Genomic DNA, 4,763 nt, shown 5'->3' with positions numbered 1-4,763 from the left:
CCCTTCTTTGACGCGTCTGGGACGTCCCTTGCCGTGCAGCCGCCAGACGACTAAAATCGCCATACGAATGATTACCGGCACCGCCACATCACTGATCAACCTCATGGGATTCATAACGGGAGTTGTGCTTTACGTGATGTTGCTGTGGATGGTGCTGACTTCCCGGCCATCGTCGAACAGGCTGGCTCTCCTTACCGGGGTGCTCGGATTCGCATGGAATGCAGGTGCTTTCGGCGGCTACGGAATGGTGAAGCTCGGATTCACCATTCCGGTCTGCTGCTTCTTGCGGCCGCGTTCAGTGCGCTATGTTTTCTTCCAGCGGTGGTCGTTCACTCCGCGTTGCGGGCGACCGAGACGATAACGCCGCGTCAGAATCTGCTTATCGCCACTGCGGCATATGGACTGAGTTCGGCCGCCACACTCATGCACTTTTATTCGGTGCTCACGGCCGGAGCCATCCCCTCACAACTCGCTTTGCGAGGCGTAACTGTGGGATTTGCCGCGCTTCTTCTGGCGCTCCTGATCCTCACCCGGGGTAAGGAAGGCCGCGGCCGCATTTTGTGGGTTGTCGCGATGTCTGTGTTCGCCGTATCGGCCCTGCACTTGAGCTATCACCAGGGTGGCGGCGATGATCCGTGGTGGCTCCAGCTGGCGGGGCACCACGCCTCGCTTCCATTGGCGCTGCTGATCCTCTATGAGGATTTCCGTTTCGCGCTGGCGGATATTGTTTTGAAGCGGGCGCTCGCGTTCATGCTGCTGGCAGGACTCACGTTCGGCGTTTTCGTTTTCGCTGTCAGCCCGCTGCTCTCTTCACGGGGCCGGCGAAGAAACAACAACGTTGTTGCTGACGATCTGGGTTGCGACGGCTATGACGTACCCGGCTTTGCGCCGTGTCGCGGCGTGGTTCGTGGATAAGATCGTTTTGAAGCGTGCCGATTATGCGGATCTCCTGATTCAACTGTCGCGGCAGATCGACCTGCGAAACTCCCCGGAAGCCATGTTCGACGAAGCTTTACAGATCCTTTCGCCTGCCCTGAGCGCCAGGATGGACTGGATGGTGTGGAATCAGCCGCAGGACATGATCGTTGTGCAGGCGGACCGCCGGCGGGCACAAGTCCCGATCGCGACAACCGAAGCGCCGCGCTACGTCCTGCATATTCGTGATCTGGCCAGTGGCAGGCGGCTGCTTTCCGACGATGTCGCCATGTTGGAACGCGCCGCCCTGCTCATCGCCCGCCGTATCGATGCGGTCCGGTCGATCGAAGAACGATACCGGCACGATGTCCGGGAGCAGGAAATGAGGAAGCTGGCCGCCGAGGCCGAGCTCAAAGCCCTGCGCGCTCAAATCAATCCGCACTTTCTATTTAATGCCCTGACCACAATCGGCTATCTGATTCAAACCGCTCCGGAGCGGGCGCTGGAAACGTTGATGCGCCTGTCCGGTCTGTTGCGCGCCGTCCTGAAGTCCGCGGATGAATTCGTGCCGCTTGGCGAGGAATTGGACCTTGTCGAGGCATACCTGGATATCGAACGCGCCAGATTCGAGGACCGTCTGCGCGTGCTCGTCGACGTGCCCTTCGAATTGCGGAAGATACGAATTCCAGCCCTGGTGATTCAGCCGCTTGTCGAGAACTCCATCAAACACGGAATCAGTGAGTCGCTGACCGGCGGCGAAGTGCGAATTTCAGCGCGGCTGGAGGAATTGACGGCGATCATCTCTGTTATAGACACCGGCGCCGGTGCAAATGATCTGCCATCGGCCAGACAGAAGTCACGCGGGCTGGGGCTGTCCAATGTGCAGAAACGTCTGGAAAGATACGGCAGCCTTAATGCCGTGACGATGCGCAGCACTCAGGGAGCAGGCACGACCGTGGAACTCCGGATTCCGGTCGACCTGGCCTCCCCGGCGGAAATCTCCTCGGGCGCCCGGCTAACGAACAACCCGAAACGTTAACTGTGACCTTTCTGCGGTCGAGTGATAGATCCGCTCCGTCGCCTTCTGAAAGTCCGATTCAGCCGCTGCATAGATGTTGACGAATTTCTGCGGATTCCGGTCCATCAGCGGAAACCACGTGCTCTGGATCTGGACCATGATCCGATGGCCTTTCAGGAAAGTATGGTTGATATCCGGCATGTCGTAATTGATGCTTGTAGGCTGGTTCGGCTTCAGTGGTTCCGGCTTTGAAAAGCTGTTCCGGTACTTTGCGCGGAAGGGTTCGCCGCGCACGAGCATTTCATAACCGTCTTTCGCGACATCGATGAGTTTTACAACAAAGTCCGAGTCCGTGCCGCTGCTCGAAACCACCAGGTTCACTCCGACAGGACCGGCAACAGTCAGGTTTTCGCTCAACACCTCCGTCCGGTAAACCAGAACGTCCGGCCGTCCCGCGGCGAACCGTTGATCGTCATCCATGTACTCCCGCGCCATGCCCAAAGCAACTCCATCGATATAGGGCACCGGTTTTGCGGGGTCGCTGACATATTCATCGTAGGTCTTCGTCTTCGTGTTTGCGGGCGCAGAGAAAGAGAGCGCCCCTCCGGGTTGCAGGTAAATCGCCGTTGTTTGCTCGTTCCTGGGCGGCCAGTGGTCGTATTTTTTCCACTGATTGGATCCGGTTTCGAACACATAGGCTTCGGGCTGGCTTAATTCGCCTTCGCCCTTCAGGTAATAGTTGAAGAACGGCAGTTCCATGTTCTGGCGGTAGAACCTGGACGTATTCGAGCCGAAATCCACGTTGCCGATGGCATCGCCGTTTCCGCCGGCCCATCCGCCATGAGACCAGGGTCCCATGACAAGCGTGTTGAAGGTGTCGGGATTTTGCTTTTCGAGTGCCTGGTAAATTCGCAACGTTCCCTGCAGATCTTCGGCGTCGAACCAACCGCCGACCGTCATAACCGCCACATCGATCTTCTTAAGATTCCTGGGTAGGTTTTGTGCCTGCCAATAGCTGTCATAGTCGCCGTGCTGCATCCACTCGTTCCAAAGTTTCAGTTCATTGTGGAAGTATTTGAGATTGGCATTGGCCAATGTCCCCATTTCCAGAAAGAAGTTGTATCCATCGGTTGTGTCCGGACTGAAGCCCGGCGGATAGTCGGTTGTCGGTCCCAGACGCGGCTTGCCAAACCAACTGATGAAATTGAAAATGTGCGGCAGCCAGAACGCCCCATTGTGGTGGATATCATCACCCAGATAGTTGTCCGCCATGGGCGCTTGAGGAGATGCCGCTTTCAGTGCCGGGTGAGGATCAGCCAGGGCAGAAGCGGTATAGAAGCCGGGATAGGAAATTCCCCACATGCCGACACGGCCGTTATTATTTGGAATATTTTTGAGCAGCCAATCAATCGTGTCGTTGGTATCGGTCGTTTCATCGACGTCGGCCGGCCCCTTCTTGTTGGTAACGTAGGGCGTCATCCATTTGAAATCGCCCTCGGACATGTAGCGGCCGCGCACGTCCTGATACACGAAGATATAGCCTTCCTGCGCAAATAGAGAGCTTGGCCCAAGCGATCTCGGAAACGCATCCGGTCCGTAAGGTTCAACTCCGTAGGGTGTTCGGTTCAACAGGATCGGATATCTTACCGGCGAAGTACGTTTCGGAACATACACCGATGTGAACAGCTTGACGCCGTCACGCATGGGAATACGGTATTCGTTTTTCGTATACGTTGAGCGGGCCTCGGGCGGGTTTTGTGCAATATATCCCGCCGAGATGGCGATGCAAATGAAGGCAATCGCTACGGCAGTCTTTGGGTTGGAAAAGCTCACAGTCATGCCCCAGTGTAGACGTGGTCAGTGCGATTTGGAAACGCCCGCTGTTCGTCCCATCCGAATAGCCATCTATTGAACGGGTGGGAACACACAGGGCGAGATCCAAATCGAATTCTCCAGAAAGCCGGAACGGCAACTCTCGGCACAGCACGGACAGATCGTATAAACGAAGCGGTCCATCCAGGCCTGCAGCAACGCTAACGGGAGTCCGCTAGGCGCGTAGGGCTCCGGGAATCGAGTGAAGACGCGGTCTCCGGAGTTTCCGGTCCGGCCGTTGCAAGACCTCATCGGAGCCAACAGCTTCAATTCCGCTGTCCGCGCCCAGTCGCTCATCACCGGCGGCGGAAACAAAATTCTGTTGCATACGGCGCAGGGCAGAATCAGCCTTCGGAAGAATTGAGCCATCCCGCCAGGCGTTCGCTGCTGTTCATCCCAAAATCAATGCCGCTCATTGGACTGGAAGACCAGTCATGAATTAGAGATTGCTGCCCTCGATCCAGGTGCCAATACTCGTAAGACTTTTGGTTATCGATGTTTACGTTCAATCCGATGGTCGGAGGTACAAACTTGAATTCAGTCGACGGCGAATATATCTGGAAGTATACCCACGGCGCCTATGACTTCAGCGTCCTCGGAAACACGCCAATCACGTTCCCGGTTCAATGGCACAATTCGAAGATCCCCGGATTCGCCATTCGCACGTCTGTGCCGAACTACCAGGGCTTTACGGCGTTCGTCGTTATGTCCAGCGTGGCGGCCCGGTTCTTCACGCCCCAGATTTCCTGCATCGGCGCGACTCCGGGAGGCAGCAGCGTCTTCCGCATCGATCACGACGAGCTATTCAATCAGACAACGCACCTTCAGTATCAATTTCTGAAGAACGGCCCCTGGTTCAGTATGAACTGGCGCTACGACAGCGGACTCGTTGCGGGCCCCGTCCCTTGCGCCGGTGGAAACTGCGCCAACGGACCGAATGGAACGGATTCCATCGTCG

6 protein-coding genes are annotated in these 4,763 nt (G+C 56.7%); 5 read left to right on the top strand and 1 reads right to left on the bottom strand.

The annotated features are described in order from the left end of the window. The 3 genes from VGK48_28600 to VGK48_28590 form a co-directional block, all read left to right on the top strand. The coding region (locus VGK48_28600) for a hypothetical protein (protein ID HEY2385154.1) at nt 1-361 on the top strand (361 nt) is incomplete at its 5' end. Then, entirely contained in the window at nt 322-915 is a 594-nt protein-coding gene (locus VGK48_28595; GenBank protein HEY2385153.1) for a hypothetical protein, read from the top strand. The genes VGK48_28600 and VGK48_28595, both read left to right, overlap by 40 nt. Then, entirely contained in the window at nt 842-1,954 is a 1,113-nt protein-coding gene (locus VGK48_28590) for a histidine kinase (protein HEY2385152.1), read from the top strand. The genes VGK48_28595 and VGK48_28590 overlap by 74 nt, the downstream gene beginning before the upstream one ends. Here VGK48_28590 and VGK48_28585 read toward each other — a convergent pair. Then, nucleotides 1,931-3,766 (bottom strand): CocE/NonD family hydrolase, encoded by a 1,836-nt coding sequence (locus VGK48_28585; GenBank protein ID HEY2385151.1) that lies wholly within the window; start codon nt 3,764-3,766, stop codon nt 1,931-1,933. The two genes, VGK48_28590 and VGK48_28585, sit on opposite strands and share 24 nt — an antisense overlap. A 241-nt stretch (nt 3,767-4,007) precedes the next feature. Between VGK48_28585 and VGK48_28580 the strand changes: the two genes are divergently transcribed. Then, nucleotides 4,008-4,169 (top strand): hypothetical protein, encoded by a 162-nt coding sequence (locus VGK48_28580; protein ID HEY2385150.1) that lies wholly within the window; start codon nt 4,008-4,010, stop codon nt 4,167-4,169. A 167-nt stretch (nt 4,170-4,336) separates the two neighbouring features. Further along, a partial coding sequence (locus tag VGK48_28575; protein HEY2385149.1) for a hypothetical protein occupies nt 4,337-4,763 on the top strand: 427 nt, incomplete at its 3' end.

This window comes from Terriglobia bacterium, assembly GCA_036496425.1.
In the GTDB taxonomy this organism is placed as follows: domain Bacteria; phylum Acidobacteriota; class Terriglobia; order 20CM-2-55-15; family 20CM-2-55-15; genus 20CM-2-55-15.
This window is presented reverse-complemented; position numbering and strand designations above follow the sequence as displayed.